At 73.1% G+C, this 17,137-nt stretch carries 20 protein-coding genes; 15 read left to right on the top strand and 5 right to left on the bottom strand.

What is annotated here, in order from left to right:
• The first annotated feature begins 239 nt into the window (after positions 1-239).
• Positions 240-815 carry a hypothetical protein gene (locus tag IL992_RS32760; RefSeq protein WP_193207192.1) on the top strand — a complete coding sequence of 192 codons (576 nt, stop codon included), beginning with the start codon at positions 240-242 and terminating at the stop codon, positions 813-815.
• A gap of 181 nt (positions 816-996) precedes the next feature.
• Here the strand turns inward: IL992_RS32760 and IL992_RS32755 are convergent, their stop codons facing one another.
• Entirely contained in the window at positions 997-1,500 is a 504-nt protein-coding gene (locus IL992_RS32755; protein ID WP_193207191.1) for a MarR family winged helix-turn-helix transcriptional regulator, read from the bottom strand.
• A gap of 101 nt (positions 1,501-1,601) precedes the next feature.
• The gene (locus IL992_RS32750; protein WP_193207190.1) at positions 1,602-2,009 is read right to left on the bottom strand and encodes a four-helix bundle copper-binding protein; all 408 of its coding nucleotides are present in this window, start codon (positions 2,007-2,009) and stop codon (positions 1,602-1,604) included.
• Between the two features lie 243 nt (positions 2,010-2,252).
• Between IL992_RS32750 and IL992_RS32745 the strand changes: the two genes are divergently transcribed.
• Positions 2,253-2,432 (top strand): DUF4236 domain-containing protein, encoded by a 180-nt coding sequence (locus IL992_RS32745; RefSeq protein ID WP_193207189.1) that lies wholly within the window; start codon positions 2,253-2,255, stop codon positions 2,430-2,432.
• A gap of 442 nt (positions 2,433-2,874) precedes the next feature.
• Positions 2,875-3,414 (top strand): DUF1062 domain-containing protein, encoded by a 540-nt coding sequence (locus tag IL992_RS32740; RefSeq protein ID WP_319018974.1) that lies wholly within the window; start codon positions 2,875-2,877, stop codon positions 3,412-3,414.
• 110 nt (positions 3,415-3,524) lie between these two features.
• Here the strand turns inward: IL992_RS32740 and IL992_RS32735 are convergent, their stop codons facing one another.
• The gene (locus tag IL992_RS32735; protein WP_142562483.1) at positions 3,525-3,752 is read right to left on the bottom strand and encodes a hypervirulence associated TUDOR domain-containing protein; all 228 of its coding nucleotides are present in this window, start codon (positions 3,750-3,752) and stop codon (positions 3,525-3,527) included.
• Between the two features lie 177 nt (positions 3,753-3,929).
• Between IL992_RS32735 and IL992_RS32730 the strand changes: the two genes are divergently transcribed.
• The 4 genes from IL992_RS32730 (at position 3,930) to IL992_RS32715 (ending at position 7,034) form a co-directional block, all read left to right on the top strand.
• Positions 3,930-4,154, top strand: a complete 225-nt coding sequence (locus tag IL992_RS32730; RefSeq protein WP_193207187.1) for a type II toxin-antitoxin system HicB family antitoxin — start codon at positions 3,930-3,932, stop codon at positions 4,152-4,154.
• 244 nt (positions 4,155-4,398) lie between these two features.
• Positions 4,399-5,022 carry a chromosomal replication initiator protein DnaA gene (locus IL992_RS32725; protein WP_193207186.1) on the top strand — a complete coding sequence of 208 codons (624 nt, stop codon included), beginning with the start codon at positions 4,399-4,401 and terminating at the stop codon, positions 5,020-5,022.
• Between the two features lie 262 nt (positions 5,023-5,284).
• Complete coding sequence (locus IL992_RS32720; RefSeq protein WP_193207185.1) at positions 5,285-5,944, top strand: fasciclin domain-containing protein; 660 nt, start codon at positions 5,285-5,287, stop codon at positions 5,942-5,944.
• 337 nt (positions 5,945-6,281) lie between these two features.
• A complete protein-coding gene (locus IL992_RS32715; RefSeq protein WP_193207184.1) occupies positions 6,282-7,034 on the top strand; it encodes a hypothetical protein in 753 nt (250 codons plus the stop codon).
• A gap of 67 nt (positions 7,035-7,101) precedes the next feature.
• Here IL992_RS32715 and IL992_RS32710 read toward each other — a convergent pair whose 3' ends face one another.
• Entirely contained in the window at positions 7,102-7,302 is a 201-nt protein-coding gene (locus IL992_RS32710) for a transposase (protein WP_193207183.1), read from the bottom strand.
• 167 nt (positions 7,303-7,469) lie between these two features.
• Between IL992_RS32710 and IL992_RS32705 the strand changes: the two genes are divergently transcribed.
• The 7 genes from IL992_RS32705 (at position 7,470) to IL992_RS32675 (ending at position 15,863) form a co-directional block, all read left to right on the top strand.
• Positions 7,470-9,635: an amylo-alpha-1,6-glucosidase gene (locus IL992_RS32705; protein ID WP_193207182.1), complete on the top strand. Its 2,166-nt coding sequence runs from the start codon at positions 7,470-7,472 to the stop codon at positions 9,633-9,635.
• 72 nt (positions 9,636-9,707) lie between these two features.
• Positions 9,708-10,163: a DUF6157 family protein gene (locus IL992_RS32700; protein WP_193207181.1), complete on the top strand. Its 456-nt coding sequence runs from the start codon at positions 9,708-9,710 to the stop codon at positions 10,161-10,163.
• Positions 10,164-10,298: 135 nt separating this feature from the next.
• The gene (locus IL992_RS32695) at positions 10,299-10,967 is read left to right on the top strand and encodes a dienelactone hydrolase family protein (protein WP_193207180.1); all 669 of its coding nucleotides are present in this window, start codon (positions 10,299-10,301) and stop codon (positions 10,965-10,967) included.
• 24 nt (positions 10,968-10,991) lie between these two features.
• The gene (locus tag IL992_RS32690) at positions 10,992-11,969 is read left to right on the top strand and encodes an aldo/keto reductase (RefSeq protein WP_193207179.1); all 978 of its coding nucleotides are present in this window, start codon (positions 10,992-10,994) and stop codon (positions 11,967-11,969) included.
• 107 nt (positions 11,970-12,076) lie between these two features.
• Positions 12,077-13,033: a carotenoid biosynthesis protein gene (locus IL992_RS32685; protein ID WP_319018973.1), complete on the top strand. Its 957-nt coding sequence runs from the start codon at positions 12,077-12,079 to the stop codon at positions 13,031-13,033.
• Positions 13,021-14,601, top strand: coding sequence for a phytoene desaturase family protein (locus tag IL992_RS32680; protein WP_193207178.1), 1,581 nt, complete (start codon positions 13,021-13,023; stop codon positions 14,599-14,601). Before IL992_RS32685 ends, IL992_RS32680 begins: the two co-directional genes overlap by 13 nt.
• Entirely contained in the window at positions 14,598-15,863 is a 1,266-nt protein-coding gene (locus tag IL992_RS32675) for a glycosyltransferase (protein WP_193207177.1), read from the top strand. Before IL992_RS32680 ends, IL992_RS32675 begins: the two co-directional genes overlap by 4 nt.
• On the opposite strand, the gene IL992_RS32670 is transcribed toward IL992_RS32675, so the two are convergent.
• Positions 15,814-16,428, bottom strand: coding sequence for a glycerol-3-phosphate acyltransferase (locus IL992_RS32670; RefSeq protein WP_193207176.1), 615 nt, complete (start codon positions 16,426-16,428; stop codon positions 15,814-15,816). The genes IL992_RS32675 and IL992_RS32670 overlap by 50 nt on opposite strands.
• Here IL992_RS32670 and IL992_RS32665 point away from each other — a divergent pair.
• Positions 16,385-17,125 (top strand): spheroidene monooxygenase, encoded by a 741-nt coding sequence (locus IL992_RS32665; RefSeq protein WP_226874163.1) that lies wholly within the window; start codon positions 16,385-16,387, stop codon positions 17,123-17,125. The genes IL992_RS32670 and IL992_RS32665 overlap by 44 nt on opposite strands.
• Positions 17,126-17,137: the final 12 nt, after the last annotated feature.

The raw sequence follows: 17,137 nt of genomic DNA, 5'->3' as shown, positions 1-17,137 counted from the left end.
CTGATCTGGGCGGGAAGCCGGAGTGGCAGTGGGATGCTACCGAGGGTCTTTACTCCTTGTTTGCTCAAGAATGAGCACGCTCGGGGGACTTGTCGCGGGACTGCAGGTCGGGGCGCTGTGGAGATTCATGATTGTTTAGCCGTCAATGTGAAATTTGGTCACTAGTGGGGTTAGGGTGGCTAGCCACCCGCGGAAGCCGTGGAGGTTTCCCCCGAAACGACCGCTGGGAGTTGTCTCACATGCAAGGGCGCGTCCCGTCACAGACGAGCCAGGATGATCGGTTCCCGCAGGAGATCCTCTCCAGCCAGGAGGAGCCGCCCCGCACGACGAAGAACAGGAAGCCGGTCGTCATCGCCGCCGCGGCCCTGGTGGCCGTGCTGGCCGCCGGGGGAGCGGGCTTCGCGCTCCGCGGCGGCTCGGGCCCCGCGGACCCGCCCGCCGCGGGCGGCGCGCGGCAGTCGGCGGCCCCCGCCCAGGACGACGCCGCCGGTTCCGCCGCGGAGGGCGGACAGGACGCGGAGGGCGCGGCGGATCAGGGCTCAGGGGATCGGGGCGCGATCGGGTCCGGCGGGGACGGCTCCGGCGGAGCACAGGCCCCCGGCGGGGGCGGCGCGGACACCGCCTCCGGCTCCTCGGGCGGCGGCTCCTCCTCCGGTGGAAAGAACGCCGGCGTGGACCGGGCCGGAACCGGCTCGTCGGGCAAGACGGGCGGCGCCTCGAAGGGCGGTGGCGGCCAGGACCAGGGCGAGGTGCCGTCGGGCGCCGACGGAGCCCCCGGGCTCATCCCCGGGGCCTGCGCCGCCTCCGGCTGCTGAATCCGCTGCCGAATCCTCACCGCCCGCCGGCCCGCGGTGGTCCCACGAGGGCGCGCGGGCCCCGCACGCGGACGCGAGGCGAGGCCCGCCCATCTCCCGGGGCAGGCCGTCGACGTGGCGGCCCGACAGCGCCGTCGCCTCGGCCGCTGTGTGCGCGGTGAGAAGCCGGGTGACGCAGGGATCAGGAGGACGGGCCGGGCCAGCCGAGCGGAAAGGCGATGCGGGCGGGCGGTTCGCCCGCCGCGTCGTTGAACTCCCGCATGGCGATGATGAGGGCCTGCCGCTGCGACGCCGGCATGCGCGTGAGGATCGCGGCGATCTCCTCCTTGCGCCGGGCGGTGACCTCGTCCACGATCCGCCGTCCGTTGTCGGTCAGTCGCAGCAGCGTCTCCCGCCGGTTCTGGGGATTCACCTCACGCTTCACCAGTCCGGCGACGGCGAGGCGGCCGGCCATGCGCATGGCGGTCGACGGATTCACGCCGAGCTTGTCCGCCAGCGTCACCAGCTTGGTCTCGCCCTGTCCGACCACCAGCAACATGCGGAACTGCGGCAGGGTCACCCTGTCCTCCGCGGCGGCGAGGGACCGCGCCGATATCGAGACGAGCACGCGCGAGGCGGTGAGCACGGCGGTGGTGACGGCCTCCAGGTCGTCGCCGGTCGGCTCCTCGTCCGCTTCCTTTGCCATAGGCACCGTTTTTACACGGTCCCTCTCGCGGCCATGTCATCGCACCGGCAATCATGCGTACTGCCGATGCGGGCGAGGCCGCGCCGCGGGGGCGGCCACGCTCAGCCGAGCGCGGCCAGCAACTCGTTGCAGGCCTGGGCGCAGCGCCGGCACGCCTCGGCGCAGACCCGGCAGTGCTCGTGCACGTGGGCGTGCAGGCCGCACTCGTCACCGCAACTGCGGCACGCCTGCGCGCACGCCTCAAGCTGGGCCCGTGTCAGGTTGGCATCGTAGCCCGTGTGCCGCGACAGCACCCGGCCCGTTGTCGCGCAGACGTCGGCGCAGTCGAGGTTGGTGCGGATGCAGCGGACGAGTTCCGCCACCGCGTGCTCGCTCAGGCAGGCGTCCGCGCAGGCCGTACAGGTCTGCGCGCAGTCGAAGCAGGCCTCGATGCAGTTGGCGAGCACCTGCCTGTCCACGCCGCCGAGGTCGGCGGGATAGGTCTCCAGCATCACTCCGGCGTGTCCCATGGCATCGCTCCTTCCGGTCTCGTGCGGACGTCTCCGTGAGGAGGCGGAGACTCCGCCGATGTGGTCGGGTCCGTGAGCCCCGGCGCCCGGAGGGCGATCGGATCGCTTTCCTGACAGCCGAAAAGCCCATCGCCTCTCGGGCCATACCCAGCGGCACGGTCGTAAACAGCGATGATCCGGCCGGCCGGTGTGCTGATCGTCTTCCTGGGTAGTCGCAGGGGCACGGAAAATCATGGAGGGACCATGGGCTGGAGCTACCGAAAATCGATCAAGATGGGACCGTTCAGGCTCAACCTCTCGCGCGGCGGCGTCGGGCACAGCTTCGGCGGACGCGCCTTCCGCGTCACCAAGACGGCGGACGGCCGGCGCACCCTCACCGTGAACCTGCCCGGCGGCTTCCACTGGAGGAAGACGCTGAACTAGCGCCAGGCACGGCGGGCGCGACCCCCGGCGCGCGCCCGCGCTGCCGCCCCTGCGCGGAGGGCCCTACTCCAGCGGGTCGTGGCTCCCCAGTTGGGGGTGGCCGGAATACGGCAGAACTCCGGCGCGGAATTATCCGGCGCTGAGGTCGAGGGAGGCTTGGCCGGTCGTCCGATAACCGGTGGCGCGCCGGTGGAAAACCGTTTGAGCCTTCCTCCCGGTTCCCGTATGGTGCCTGCGGCCCCGTCGCAGTGAGGACAGAGGACAAAAGCGCGTGACCCCGCCTGCTCTTTAGACCTGACACCTTCTTCCGCTCACCTTCAAGCCGACCCTGCCGTCGGCTCTGCCGGGCTGCCCGTGTGCGCCCGGTCATACAGCGTTTGAGGCCGCGCGCGATCGGCCTCGTGTCAGGCCTAGAGAGATCATGTCTTCACAACCTCATACTGTGCTGCCCTGGGTCGTCCGCCGGACCAGGCTGCCTCTGCTGTCGCTGCGCTGCGTGGACTGTCGGTCGGAGTCGGCCACCACCGGCGAGGGCAGGTTCCGCGTCAACGCCAACGGCAAGCTGCTGGACGTGTGGCTGCTGGTCCGCTGCGTGTCCTGCGGCCGGACGAGCAAGCTCACCGTGCACGAGCGAGCGCCGGCCGGATCCTTCGATCTGGCCGAGCTCGACGGCTACCACGCCAACGATCCGGAGCTGGTGGCGTCCAGGCTGTTGGATCCGCTGCTCGCCCGGCGCAACCGCTTCACTCTGGACTGGACGGGGGCCTGGCGGCTGGACACCCCGTCGGCATGGCTCGACGAGGCGTGGCCGGTCCAGATGGAGGTCGTCTTCGAGGATCCGGTGCCGGTGCGCCCGGAGCGGCTCATCGCGCAGGGGCTCGGCCTCAGCAGGAACGAGGTGCTGCGCCGGATCAAGTGCGACATTCCGCTACGCCGTCCGACGAGCGCCGGGTTCACCTTCACCGTGATGCCCGGGGATTAGCAGGGATGTAGCCGCGGCGCGCGATCCTCTGAAGCATCCGTGCGAAATACGCCTCGCCCGGGGCGGCTCCGGCGATCCGGAGTCGCCCCTGGGCGGTGCCGGCGGTCGCGTCACTCCTTCGGGTGCAGGGCCGACGGCTTGTGCACCGCCGTCCCGCCGCTCTTCTCGCTGCGCACGAGGAACTGCGGGTCCTCGGGTGAGGCGGCCACGGTGCGGCCCGCCTCCTCCGTGCGCTCGGTGATCTTCTTTTCGACCTTGCCGACCGCCTCGCCGCCGTGGCTCTTCCAGGTGACCTCGTCGCCCACCGACGGCTCTTCCTTCTTGTCTTTCTCTCCCATGCGCACGGCCCTACCCGGGGAAACGCGCCGTCCTCCCCGCGGGACGCGGGCATGCCTCCCTTCAGGCAAAATTCCGGCACGAAGCGCGTGCGAGACGGAGGCGGCCGAGTGGGGAATCTCCGCACTGTTGCCCGCGCGCCGGGATTACCCCGGTCCGCTGCCGCGCACGGTGAGAGCATGGGACGGACCGTGCGGCTGACCGCGACCGTCACTCCCGAGGACGGTGGCCTGTACTGCGCACGGTGCGTCCAGGTCGAGGTGGCCTGCGAGGGGCACTCGGTCGACGAGGCGCTCGACCGGCTGCGGAGTGCCCTGGAGCACTACTTCGAGCGTCGGCCCGTGCCGCACCCGCCCGCGCACCCGCCGATCGTGGTGCCGATCGAGGTCAGGCTGCCGGACTGAGCCCGTCCCGCTCCTCGGCGGTGGCCCCCAGCCGGTACGGCACGGCGTCGTCGACGGACAAGAGCGAGCGCGAGGGCGTCCTCCGGCGGCGCACGGAGGCCGCTTGCGGGCGCGCGATGGGATCTTTGCGGGTGAAGCTCCCGATCATCATGCTTGACCGGACATTGGTCGTCGGATGCGTGATCACTCCCCGGCGCGGCGCTTACCGTCGTGCTCGTACCATCCATGACCTCGGGGGAGTCTCATGCCTCTCTGTACAGCCGTACTGGCCGCCGCCCTGCTCTCCGGGCCGGCCGCCGTGCCGCCGGACCCGGCCCCGCCCGGGACGAGGGCCGCCACGAACAGCAACAATGCCGCGCCGTCGTCCACGGGCCGGCCGCAACTCGCGTCGCTGCCCGGGATGGCGCCGCAGGCCGGGGAGTTTCCGTTCGCCTTCCCCCAGGCGCCGCCATGGATGGCTCCCAGCGGGACGGACGGCAGGCGCGACGACAGCGCCGCCGCTCCCGAATCGCCGGCCGGGGCGAGCGGGCCGGGAGCCTCCGGCGCGTCCACCAGGCCGGGCACGGACACCGGACGGCCCGCCGCGACGGCGAGCGACAGAGCGGGCGACAGGCCGGCCGGGGCGGAGACCGAGACCAGGTTCGTTCCGGTGATCGATCCCAAGACACGCGACGTCTTCTTCCAGCCCGTCTCCGCTTCCGGCGAATCCGGGCAGGCGCCGCAGCCGTTCACCTTCCGCCCGGTGCAGGGGGTCCAGTCAACCAGGTCCTACCCGCAGTCAAGGGGGGAGCAGAAGACGGCGCCGCAGAAGACGACCCGCCAGAAGACGATCGCCCGGCCCCGCCAGCATCAGCGGCCGCGCGACTGATGAGCCCGCCCCAGACGGCCTGATGGAAGAGGCCCGTGTGACCGGCCCGTCTGAACGGCCCGCCACACCGGTCCTGAGCCGGTGTGGCGGGCTCTTCCGGTGTCGCCGTCCTCAGGGGTCGAAAAGGCGCGGGTGGTCGTGCGGGTGGCACGCCCGGCACCGCGTCCGGTCCCAGGACCGATCGGTGCGTCCGTTCCGTGTCTCATCACGCACCTGACCCGCCACCCAGCAACGACCTTTCCACGACTAAGGAAGCACGATCATGAATACCCGTCTGCTCGCCCTTGCCGCCCTGACCGCGGCGCTCTCGATGTCCGCGGCCTGCGGTAGCCAGGGCGGCGGCAACCCCGCGGCTCCGGTCGCGGCCAACGAGACCGCCACGGACATGACCAGCGAGACCCCCAGCGCCGAGGCGAGCGAGAGCCCCTCCGCGACCCCGTCACCGTCGGTCTCCGGTTCGCCCGTCGGGGCGGGTTGCTCCACGCTCCCGGCCTCGGGCAAGGGCAGCCCCGCCGAGCTGGCCAAGGTGCCGGTCGGCACCGCGCTGTCCGACATCCCGTCCCTGTCCACGCTGGCGCGCGTGGTGAAGAAGGCCGGGCTGGCCGAGACGCTCAACTCCGCGCAGGACATCACGGTGTTCGCGCCCACGAACGACGCGTTCAACAAGATTCCGAAGAGCCAGCTCGACCAGCTGATGTCGAACCGCAAGTCGCTCAGGGGACTGCTGGCCTACCACGTGGTCAAGGGACGCAAGGCGCCGGCGGACATGCACGGCGAGCTGACCTCCCTCGAGGGCCGCAAACTCACCGTCTCGGGGTCAGACTCCAGCCTCAAGGTCAACGACGCCACTGTGACCTGCGGGAACATCGCGACGAGCAACGCCACTGTCTACCAGGTCGACAAGGTCCTCATGCCGAGGTAACCGGCCGTCGTCCTGAGACAGCCTTCACGGGGGTGAGCCGCTCGCGGCTCACCCCCGTTCTGTTCGCCGCGAGGATGCGCCCGTCGCCCGGTTCCGGCGCTTCAGCGAGAAGCATGTACGCCCTCTCTCGGCCTATATCGGGCTTTTATAGGCATTCGCCCTTGAGTCCGCACGATGGTGTTTCCGCACTCGGCGCGCAGGCGTGGCCTGGGGCCTATGTCCTGAAGCGGCTGATCCTCTTATTTGACCGGACACTGAGCGTCGGGTCCGTGATGGCCCGGCAACGTGCGCTTACCTTCGTTCTCGTAGCGTCCATCAGATTTCGGGGGAAATTCTCATGCCTCTATGTACTGCCGTACTCGCCGCGGCTCTCCTGTCGGGCCCCGCACCGGCGGACCCGGCTCCGCTGTCCGCCAAGGAGCCGATGTCGCCCGGCAAGCAGATCGCCGCGATGGCGATGAACCACCCGGAGGAGCCCGACTTCGTCGCGTCCAAGGCCCTGGACATCCTGGACAAGGGCGCGAAGGTCGGCCCGTTCCCGGCGGACGAGTCCGACAACCGGGCGAACGGTCCGATGGCGAACGGCCAGAGCGCCCAGGGTCCGACGACCGGCAGGCAGGCGCCCGGCGGCGGCACGGCCAACAGCCGGCCGGCCGGCACGCAGTCGGCCGGAGGTCCCGCCGGGGGCAGCCCGCTGGCCGGCGTCCCGGTCGTGGGCGGCAGGCCCGCCGGTGGCCCGATGAACGGGAACCAGGCGGACGGCTCGCAGCCGGGCTCCATGTTCACGATGCCCGCCACCGGCAAGAACAACAGCCAGCGCTCGCCGCAGGACATCTTCCTCAACCCGACGTCCAACCAGCCGACGTACACCAAGCTGTCCGGCAACGACTTCGCGGGCAAGCCGCCGAGCAAGCAGGCCGACGACGAGGACGCCGGCGCCTGGGCGCGGCCGCTCCAGGGGTGGGGGATGCCGAAGGCCGGCAAGGCGAAGCCCGCCGTCAAGGCCAAGCCCAAGGCCAAGGCCAAGGCCAAGGCGCAGCCCAAGGCGGCCGCCGCCGGCGACTTCTGGAACATGCCGGGCTGGGACTGAGCGCACGCGCCGCGGTGAGGTGACGCGGTGGCACACGACGGAGGGGTGAGCCTGGCCGGCTCACCCCTCATCCTTGTCCGCGGGCCCTGGCGGCGCAGCCCAGGTCGACGACCTCCACCAGGTCGGCGAGATCGACGTGGGCCGCCACCTCCGCGACGGAGGCGCAGTAGCCGACGTGGTAGCCGAGGTGCCGTACGCGCAGCAGCAGGCGGCCCTCGATGACGACCGGGTCCACCTCGTGCCCCTCGGAGCTCACCCACCTGTGCATGCGGGAAGAGTAGGAAACGCCAGGTCATGGGCGGGTAAACGGGATGAGAGGCGAGCCTGGGGACCGGTCAACACGGACATAAGACTGCAAATTTGGCGAAAACCGGCTCTATCTCCGGGTATGAGGGCAACCGTCGGGACCGAGGGACCGGGGCCGGGGTGATCGGCATGACGAGCGGGTGGACGTTCGAGGGGCAGCCCAGCGCCATCGGCGGAGGCGCCATGACGCTCGTGGCCGGGGGATCGTTCTGCGTGTCGGCCCGCAACGGCGACATCCTGCCCGGGTCGGCGCATGGGATCTACTACGCCGACACCCGGTTGCTGTCCCACTGGGAACTGCGCGTCGACGACGGCCCGATCGAGGAGCTCCAGGTCGTGGCCGGCGAGCCGTACCACGCGACCTTCGTCGGCCGGGCCGCGCCGCGGCCGGGGCAGGCGGAGAGCACGCTGCTGGTCGTGCGCGACCGGTACGTCGGCGGCGGGCTGTCGGAGGACCTCACCATCCGCAACATGTCCCACGAGCCGGCCGGCTGCATGGTGACCCTGCACATCGGCTCCGACGTGTGCGACCTGTTCGAGGTGAAGACCCACCGGGTGCACTGGGTGGCCGACGTGACGACCGCGGCGGAGGAGCGATCGCTGCGGATGTTCTCGGTCAGCAAGGGCAGGGGGGTGCGGGTGGCCGCCAAGGCCGACGGCACCCCGGTGCTACCGGTGGTCAACCCGCGCCTGCTCGTCTTCCGCGTGGTGGTGCCGCCGCGCGGCGAGTGGACGGCCTGCCTGCAGGCCAACCCGATCATCGACGGGGTCGAGACCGCGCCGTGGTATTCCGAGAAGCGGCTGTCGCCCGCGCTGGCCCGGCGGGCGGGACAGCTGTTCGAGTGGGACAAACGCCTGCCCAAGGTGATGACGACCAACATCGCTCTGGCGGGAATCCTGCGCCAGTCCCACAACGACCTCGGCGCGCTGCGGTTGTTCGATCCCGAGCATCCCGAGCTGCCGCCCACCGTCGCGGCCGGGGCCCCCTGGTTCATGACGCTGTTCGGCCGCGACTCGCTGCTCACCTCGTGGATGGCCCTGCCGCTCGACCCCGAACTGGCGCACGGCACGCTCGGCCGGCTGGCCGCCCTGCAGGGCACCAAGATCGATCCGTTGACCGAGGAGGAGCCCGGGAAGATCATGCACGAGCTGCGCTACGGCGCCCGGCAGGACGACACGTCGGCCGGCGGGCACGCCTACTACGGCTCGGTCGACTCCAGCCCGCTGTTCGTCATCCTCCTCGGCGAGCTGCGCCGCTGGGGCCTGCACCGGGCGGCGGTGAAGCGGCTGCTCCCGCACGCGGACGCCGCACTGGAGTGGATGGAGCGGTACGGCATGCGTGACGGGTTCCTGTGGTATCAGCGGAAGACCGACCAGGGCCTGTTCAACCAGGGCTGGAAGGACTCCTTCGACGGCATCAACTTCGCCGACGGCACGATCGCGCGGCCGCCCATCGCCCTGGCCGAGGTGCAGGGGTACGTCTACGCGGCCTGCATCGCCCGCCACTACTTCGCGCAGGAGGCGGGCGACACCGAGACCGAGCGGCGCTACCGGGAACGGGCCGCCGAGCTGCGCGCCCGGTTCAACGAACGGTTCTGGCTGCCCCACCGCGGCTACTTCGCGGTCGGGCTCGACCACGAGGGCCGCCCGATCGACGCGCTCGCCTCCAACATGGGCCACTGCCTGTGGTCGGGGATCGTCGACCGCGACAAGGCCGCGGCCGTGGCCGAGCACCTGATGTCGCCCCGGATGTTCACCGGCTTCGGCATCCGCACCCTCGCCTCCGACATGGGGGCCTACAACCCGATGAGCTATCACAACGGGTCGGTCTGGCCGCACGACAGCGCGCTCGTGGCGTCCGGGCTCATGCGCTACGGATTCGTGGAGGAGGCCCAGCGCGTCGCCACCGGCCTGCTCGACGCCGCCCAGGCCTTCGGCGACCGGCTCCCCGAGCTCTTCTGCGGGTTCGACAGGACGGAGTTCGACGTGCCGGTGCCCTACCCGACCTCGTGCTCGCCACAGGCGTGGGCCTCGGCGACCCCGATCCAGCTCCTGCGGCTCCTGCTGCGCGTCGATCCGTGGGTGCCGTACGGCAAGGTGTGGATCGCGCCGGTGCTGCCCAAGGGGTTCGGGGAGCTGCGCATCTCCGGATTTCCGCTCGCGGGTGCCCGGGTCGATCTGGAGGCTCGGGAGGACAGCGGGGATGTGTACGTGAGCGGCCTGCCCGAGGAGGTGCGCCTCATCGCGGAGGCTCGCCCCCCGGCGAGCGCCGGCGTCCGGCCCTGTTCCCCCTGAGCAACCTGGGCCTTCCACGGGGGTGGCGGCCGGAGCGGGGCGAGGGCGGATCGAGTCGGGCATAGTGGAGCCATGGCCGAGGACCTGAACTACTACTCGACGCTCATCGCGGTCGCCGACGACTGCCCGGTGGCCGCCGCGGAGGTGCCCAGGGCCCGGGGCGGCAAGCCCACCGTCGCCGTCCTCCAGTACGAGCTGATCTCCGGCGCGCCGTACGGCCTGACACAGGAGGACGTGCTGTTCGAGACCTGGCTGCGCCGCCAGGACCTGCCGGCGGACCTGCCCGGCGAACGGCGAGCGGAGCTCAGGAAGGAGTTCTTCTCCCGTCCCCAGGCGTGCCTGAGGTCGTCCCCACTGGCGAAGAGGTACGGCTGGGGGCTGCTGTTCGACCGGGACGGCCGGATCGCGCTGTGCCCCATGGAGTCGGAGGAATACCGGCGCCTGGTGGAGGGCGCGTCCCACGGCGCGCAGGCCGGCGAGGACGGCGGCATTCGGGTGCTCAAGGCGATGCGCTCACGTCGCTCCTGACATCGCCGTTCTCACGCCGCCCCTGACGCCGCCCCTTCCCCACGCGGAGGCCGGGCCGTCCCCGGTTTGCCTCGACCGGCCCGGGGTACGCGGTTAGCGGACTTCAGCCGGGCGCGGCCGGGGAGGGCGGGCGTCATGAGCGATGTCGAACTCAGCGTGCGGATCCCGATCGGCGAGGTCGTGCTCGACGCCGACGTGGCGGTTCCCCGGGAGGCTCGGGGAGCGGTGCTGTTCGCCCACGGCAGCGGCAGCGGCCGGCACAGCCCGCGCAACCGGTACGTCGCCAGGGAACTGCAGCGGGCCGGACTGGCCACGGTGCTGGCCGATCTGCTCACGGCGGAGGAGGAGCGCGTCGACGCCGTCACCGGCCACCTGCGCTTCGACATCGGCCTGCTCGCCGACCGGGTGGGCGCGCTGGCCGACCGGCTGCCTGAGGACGAAGTGGTCGGCGGTCTGTCCGTCGGCCTGTTCGGCGCGAGCACGGGCGCCGCCGCCGCGCTCGTCGCCGCGGCGGCGCGGCCCGGCGGTGTGGGGGCGGTGGTGTCCAGAGGTGGCAGGCCCGACCTCGCCGCGGGCGCGCTCCGCTCGGTGCGCCAGCCGACGCTGCTGATCGTGGGGGAGCGCGACTCCGTCGTCCTCGACCTCAACCGGGAGGCGATGCGCGCGATCTCCGCGCCCGTACGGCTGGAGATCGTGCCCCGCGCCACGCATCTGTTCGAGGAGCCGGGCGCGCTGGAGACGGTCGCGCGGCTCGCCCGCGACTGGTTCCTGCACCACCTGGCGGGTGGAGCGGCCCCCGCGTGAGCTGCCCCGCTACGATCTGACCTCATGGAACAGCGCGTGTTGGGCAGGACGGGCAGGCAGGTCGGCGTCGTCGGGCTGGGGGCGTGGCAGCTCGGGGCCGACTGGGGCGAGGTGAGCGAGGCCGACGCGTTGGCCACGCTCAACGCCGCGGTCGACGCCGGCACCACCTTCATCGACACGGCCGACGTGTACGGCGACGGCCGCAGCGAGAAGATCATCGGGAAGCTGCTCAAGGAGCGGCCCGGTCTGACCGTGGCCACGAAGATGGGCCGCAGGGTGCAGCAGACGCCCGACGTCTACACGCTGGACAACTTCCGCGCCTGGACCGACCGCTCCCGCGCCAACCTGGGCGTCGACACGCTCGACCTGGTGCAGCTCCACTGCCCGCCGAGCGCCGTCTTCGAGACCGACGAGGTCTTCGACGCGCTCGACACGCTGGTCGCCGAGGGCGGCATCGCCGCGTACGGCGTGAGCGTGGAGACGGTGGCCGAGGCGCTGACCGCGATCGCGCGCCCCGGCGTGGCCACCGTGCAGATCATCCTCAACGCCTTCCGGCTGAAGCCGCTGGACGAGGTCCTGCCCGCCGCGGAGAAGGCCGGGGTCGGCATCATCGCCCGGGTCCCGCTGGCGAGCGGCCTGCTGTCGGGCAAGTACGGCCCGCAGACGGTCTTCGCCGAGGACGACCACCGCAACTTCAACCGCCAGGGTGAGGCGTTCGACGTCGGCGAGACCTTCTCCGGCGTCGAGTACGGCGTGGGCCTCCAGGCGGTCGAGCGGCTGCGCGGCCTCGTGCCGGAGGGCATGACGATGGCGCAGTTCGCGCTGCGCTGGATCATCGACCAGCCCGGGGTCAGCGTCGTGATCCCCGGCGCGCGCAACCCCGTGCAGGCCGAGGCCAACGCGGCGGCGGCGCAGTTCCCGCCTCTGCCGGCCGAGACCCACGACACGGTCCGCGAGGTCTACGACGACCTGATCCGCCCGCAGGTCCACCACCGCTGGTGACGCCCCGGCCGGCACCCCCGGCGACACGGACGTAGACGATCTCCACCGGCCGCGCCCGCGTGGGGTGGAGCGCATCCGATCAGGGGGATCCGCTCGAATGACCCTACGTGGAGACGTGGGAGACCACACAGAGGAGGGCGGCCGAGGCTGACGGCGCGCGTCACGGGCGGCGCGGATCACGCCCGGACGGGCCGCGCCCCGGCCGGTCGGGCCTGAGCAGGGCGTGGCTGCTCGGGGATCGGCTGCTCGGGGATCGGCTGCCTGGAGGGTGGCCGCGTGACCTGCCGGGCGGCTCGCGGCTGAACGCGGCCGGTGCGGTCGCGCTGGCCGCGATGGTGGCCGCCCAGATCGCGACGGGACTGCGGCCCCAGGACCTGCGTCTCACCACCGCGGTCGTGGTCCTGCTCGCGGTGAGCGCACTCGCCTTCGCGGCGGCGGCCTACACCCCGCGCCGGGCGGCGGGCGCGTTCGCGGCGGCGGTGGCGGCCGGTTACGCCGCCGAGTGGATCGGCACGAGGACGGGCCTGCCCTTCGGCGACTATCGCTACACCGACGCGCTGTGGCCGCAGCCCGGCGGCGTCCCGCTGATCGTCGCCCTCGCCTGGGGCGGCATGGGCCTGGCCGCCCACGCCGTCGCCCGCCGGGTGGCGCCGCGCGGCCGGCCGGCGCCGATCCTCGCCGGAGCCCTGGCGCTCGCCGCGTGGGACCTGTTCCTCGACCCGCAGATGCTCAGGCTCGGACTGTGGGTCTGGGCGGAGCCGGGGCCCTACCGCGGTGTGCCACTCACCAACTTCGCCGGCTGGCTGCTGGTCTCTGTCCTGGTCATGGCGGTTCTCGACCGCCTCACCGGCCGTGCCGCCGCTGACCGGCCGGCGCCGGGCGGCCGGGGCGGACGAGTGGCGGGGACGACCGGCCTCGTCGTCCTCTACACGGTCATGGCGGTGATGGAGACCGTCGGCTTCGCCGTGGTCTTCCGGCCGCCCGATCCGTTCGTGGCCGCCGCCGGAGGGCTCGCGATGGGCGCCTTCGTCCTGCTCGCCTGGGGGCGCGCATGGCGGAGGTGATCGTGGCCGGGGGCGGCGTCGGCGGCATGGTGGCCGCCCTGCTGCTCGCACGGGACGGGCACGACGTGCGGATCTACGAGCGGCTGCCCCGGCTCGGCGGCAAGCTGGCCGAGCACAGGCGGGACGGATTCACCTTCTCCATCGGCCCCTCGCTGCTCACGCTGCCCGGCCTCTTCCTGGACCTCGGCGTGCCGCTCGACCTGCTCGAACTCGACGAGCTGTGCCGCCATCGCTTCGCGGACGGCTCGACGCTGTCCACCTACCGCGACCCGGAGCGTACGGCAGAGGCGGTGGACCGGCTCGCGCCGGGCGAGGGCCGCAACTGGCGGGCCTTCCATCGCTGGGCCGAGCGCTGCCTGGCCGCCTCCGCGCGCACGTTCTTCGCGGGCCCGCCGTCCGGGCCCATCGTCGAGCCGCCGTTCCTGCCGGCGGGCCGGCGGCCCGGTGATCGGCCCGGAGATCGGCCCGGTGATCGGCCCGGTGATCGGCCGGGCGGACCGGCGGGCGGGCAGCCGAGCGGGCCTCTCCCGAGCCCCCGGCTGGGTGACCTGCTCGCGGTCGCGCCGGGCCGCACCCTGCATGGTCTGGCGGGCCGCTTCTTCCGGGACGCCCGCCTGCGCCAGTACGTCGACCGCTACGCCACCTACGCCGGGTCGAACCCCTACCGGGCGCCCGCCGCCCTGGGCTGCGTCCCGGCCATCGAGCACGGTGACGGCGGGTGGTACGTGCGGGGCGGGCTGCCCCGCCTCGCCGACGCGCTGGCCGCGTCGCTCGACAAGGCGGGCGTCGAGATCCGTCTGGAGACCGAGATCACCGAGGTCGTCGCCGACGCGGAGCGGGTCGGCGGCGTCCGCACGGCCCTCGGCGAGACGGTCAGGGCCGACATCGTGATCGTCAACGCCGATGCGGCCTCCCTCTACGGGCGGCTCCTGCCGGATCGGGCTCGGCTGCGCCGGATCGCCAGGCTCGGCCTGTCGTCGTCCGCCTTCCTGATGCTCGCCGCCGTGGAGGGGCGGACCGAGGGCCTGCCGCACCACACGGTCGTGTTCTCCGCCGACTACCGGCGCGAGTTCGGCGACATCTTCGACCGGCGGCGCCCGCCGGAGGACCCCACGGTCTACATCGGCTGCCCGGCGGTGGCCGACGCCACGCAGGCTCCTGCGGGCGCGGAGAGCTGGAGCATGCTGGTGAACGTCCCCGCCGGCGACCCCGCGCGCTGGCCGGCGCCGCCCGAGGCGTACGGGGAGCTCGTCCTCGACCGGCTGGCGAGCCGGGGGTACGACCTGTCCGGACGGCTGCGCTTCCTCGACCTGCTGACCCCGGCCGACCTGCGCGACCGGTACGGCGCGTGGGGCGGGGCGATCTACGGCGGCGCGTACGGCGGCCCGTTCGCCCCCTTCCGCCGTCCCGGCAACCGGGGGCCCCGGCGCGGCCTCTACCTCGTCGGCGGGTCCGCACATCCGGGAGGCGGGCTGCCACTGGTGGCGATGGGCGGGCGGATCGTGGCCGCGCTGGTGCGCCGGGACTTCCCCCCTTCCGCGCGGCGGCCGGGGGAGGCGGGACGGTGACGGCCAGGACGAGGGCGGCCGGGCGCCCGCGGGCCGGGGCCGCCGCACGAGTGCTCGCCGCCGCCCAGGCCGTCGCCGCCGTCGTCGTGCTCGTGCGGCTCGCCCGCGGCCGCCGGCGCCTCCCCCCGCTCGCCGCGCCGGTGCCGGACACGTCTCACGGAAGCGGCTCGGCGGCGTGGATCGGCCGCGGCGGAACCCCTAGGGGTGGAAGTCAGGAAATCTCGGTGGTCATCCCGGCCAGGGACGAGGAGCGGCGGCTCGGCCCCTGCCTGCGGGCGGTGCTGGCCGACCCCGCCATAGCCGAGGTGATCGTGGTGGACGACGAGTCCTCGGACGGCACCGCGAAGCTCGCCGCCGCGTACGGGGCGACGGTGGTGCGCGGACGCCCGCTGCCGGACGGCTGGGTGGGCAAGCAGTGGGCGCTGCACCAGGGGCTGCGGGAGGCGCGCGGCGAGATCGTGGTCACCCTGGACGCCGACACCCGGCCGCGTCCCGGCCTGTCCGGCGCGCTCGTCGCCGCCCTCGAGGACCACGACCTGGTCAGCGCGGGCCCGCGGTTCGTCTGCGACGGCCTCGCCGAGCAGGCGCTGCACGCGTCGTTCCTCGCCACGCTGGTCTACCGGTTCGGCCCCATCGGGCCCCCGGCCCCGCCGCCGCCCCACCGGGTGGTGGCCAACGGCCAGTGCCTGGCCTTCCGGCGGGAGGCGATGCGGCGGGCGGACGGCTTCGCCCGGGTGCGCGGCCACATGACCGACGACGTCGCCCTCGCCAGGGCCTTGGCCGCCGACGGCTGGAGGGTCGGCTTCCTCGACGCGGGAGGCCTGCTGGAGGTCGACATGCACGAGTCGGCGGCCGAGGTGTGGCGGGAGTGGGGGCGTTCGCTGCCGCTGCGCGACGTCACCCGCCCCGCCTGGCAGGCGGCCGATCTCGCCGTCGTCTGGCTCGCCGCCGCGTTGCCGGCGCTCCGCCTGGCCGCCGGGCGGCCGACCCGGCTCGACCTCGCGCTGCTCGCCGTACGGGTGCTGCTCACCGCCGCGCTGCGGCGCAGCTACACCCGTCCGGGCGCGGGTGTGACACTGTCGTTCCTGCTCGACCCCGCCACGGCCGTACGGCTGACGCAGGCGACGCTGCGGCCCGTCACGACCTGGCGGAGCCGTGCCTACCGTACTGGCCGAGCCTGCCGCGCCGTCCCCGCGGCCTGCGCCGACGCCGTCACGTGCGACGCCCGGCCAGCGCCGCCTGCCCGAAACGCAGCCCGATGAGGCACATCAGCGCGCCGGTCGCGGCGACGTGGCCGATCGGCGCGAACGGCAGTTGCAGCAGCGGGATCGCGAAGACCCCGGCCCTGGCCCCGATCGCGAACGACCGCGTGAGCAGGAACGTCACCGCCACAAGCGCGAGCGCGAGCACGAACGCGGGCGGGCAGAGCACCGCCATGCCCCCGGCGAAGGTCAGCACCGACCGCCCGCCGCGGAACCCGGCGAAGACCGGCCAGGCGTGCCCGATCATCGCGGCCCCCACCGCCAGGTACGCCGCCGGGGCGCTCGGGCCGGTGACCACTCCCAGTCCGGTCGTGTACGCGCCCCCGGCCAGCGACCCGAGCAGCCCGGCGAGCACGCCCTTGGCCATGTCCCCGGCGAACACCGGCGCGGCCGCCCGGCGGCCGAGCCGTTCGCGCACGTTCCAGAAGCCGGGGTTGCGGTCGCCCACCGCCCGGGGATCGACTCCCCGCCGCCCCGCGACCAGCACCGCCACCGGGATCGAGCCGAGAAGGTAGCCGCCGATGAGCGCCACCAGCAGGGGGACGAGCGGCGGGAGCGTCGTCACCTTCCACCTCCAGAGATACGCCGGCCGGGGGGCGATGCGTCATATGGCCTTCGACCGCCCGGTGCTGCGCCGCACCGGCGGGCTGCTGTTCTGGCGGCTGCTCGGCACGGGCCGGGGGCCGTCGACGACCCTCGGCGCCGACCTGCGCCGCTGGGCGCTGCTCGCCGTCTGGCGGGACGAGCGGGCGCTGGAGGAGTTCCTGGCGCGCTCGCCGATCCCCGCCAGGTGGCGGCGCGAGGCGACCGAGACCTGGCACGTACGGCTCACACCGACCGCCTCGCGCGGACGCTGGAACGGCGTCGAGCCGTTCGCCTCCGTGACGGGCGGCCCTGATGGCGAACCGCACAGCGGTCCGGTGGCGGTGCTGACCCGGGCGTCGATCAGGCCGTCGCGGCTGCCGGCGTTCTACCGGTCCGTGCCCGCCGTCGAGCGGTCGCTGCGCGCCCAGGAGGGCTGCCTCGCCTCCGTCGGGCTGGGGGAGTGGCCGCTGGCCAGACAGGCCACCTTCTCCCTGTGGCGCGACGCCGCCGCCGTACGCGCGTTCGCCTACGCCGGGCGGGCGCACCGCGAGGTCGTCGAGCGGGTCCGTGCTCACGACTGGTACTCGGAAGAGCTGTTCGCCCGGTTCATCCCGTACGCGAGCGCGGGCACCTGGGACGGCACCGACCCCCTCGCCGGTCCCCGAGCCGTCCCGTGAGCCTCGTGAGCC

This window comes from Microbispora sitophila, assembly GCF_014892245.1.
Taxonomy (GTDB): domain Bacteria; phylum Actinomycetota; class Actinomycetes; order Streptosporangiales; family Streptosporangiaceae; genus Microbispora; species Microbispora siamensis.
This window is presented reverse-complemented; position numbering and strand designations above follow the sequence as displayed.